The following is a 1,009-nucleotide window of genomic DNA, read 5'->3' as shown; positions in this document are numbered from 1 at the left end:
TTTCTCCGATGACTTTTTTGACTTGTGCATCATATGCATAACTCGTTACTTAATTTATGTCGAAAAATATTGGTAATACTGCCATCATGCATTGGTCATTATTCTCTTCATTAAAGGTTTATCTTGTGCTGAGACAGTTGTTTTTTCTCACTCTCTTTTCTGCTTTGCTTTCTACGTCTTCAGTGACAATGGCAAAATCGGTATCCGGTGCGTCATTGAATGGAATTAAAGGCGCGCTCTGTGTTGTTCGAGCCGACGACAAGCTTGTACTGGTTCATGAAATTCTCACCAACAAAATCTCCTTGCCGGGAGGTACTATTATTGAAGGTGAATCTCCAGAAATTGCCGCGCAACGAGAAACGTGGGAAGAAACGGGGCTTGCAGTAACTGTCGGTAATGAGTTGGGTAGAACCTCAACTGCGATCTTGTTCGACTGCGTATCTGATTCTGAAGTTATCGCCTTTTCTATGAATAACTCATTGGGTGGAAACGAGCTGCCTTCTTGGTTTGCGCCTCATTACGGTGTGGAAGTGGCTTCTGCCATGCTGCTTAACCCAAGTGAACTTACGGCATCTCAATATCGCTATCCGGCTCAATGGCCAGAAGTTGTTAACCTTTTTGCTAATGCAACAAACCAGCCGGTTTCTTACGTTACACAGCTAATTGAGTCTGCACCTACATTCCGTCAGGTCGAGCTCTCTTGGGTGATGGAACTACAAGGTTGGATTGGTGAGCTTTCAGACAACAGTTACAAAGCCGCGTACGACTTTGCAAGCGTAGTGATGGAGCTGACGACGCCGACTATTTTGCTGTTTTTATTCCCGTTCGTCATGATGCGCTTTGATAGTCGCTTTGTGTACCGACTGTTCTTCGCCATTACCGCGACATCTTTAATGGTTTTGGTGGCACAGCAGGGATTTTCTCTACCAAGGCCGCATGTGTACGTGCCTATGGCTGAACTTCCAAACAGTTACGGCTTTAGTTTTCCAAGCTTGCCTATTGCGGTTTG

The 1,009-nt window shown here is 45.0% G+C and carries 1 protein-coding gene; it reads left to right on the top strand.

Annotation, left to right across the window (positions count from 1 at the left end):
• Nucleotides 1–125: 125 nt before the first annotated feature.
• A partial coding sequence (locus tag R7E42_RS25830; protein ID WP_318073361.1) for an NUDIX hydrolase occupies nt 126–1,009 on the top strand: 884 nt, incomplete at its 3' end.

The organism is Vibrio sp. Vb1337 (genome assembly GCF_033338715.1).
Taxonomy (GTDB): domain Bacteria; phylum Pseudomonadota; class Gammaproteobacteria; order Enterobacterales; family Vibrionaceae; genus Vibrio; species Vibrio alginolyticus.
Note: the sequence above shows the minus strand (reverse complement) of the source record. Positions and strands in the feature narration are given on the sequence as shown.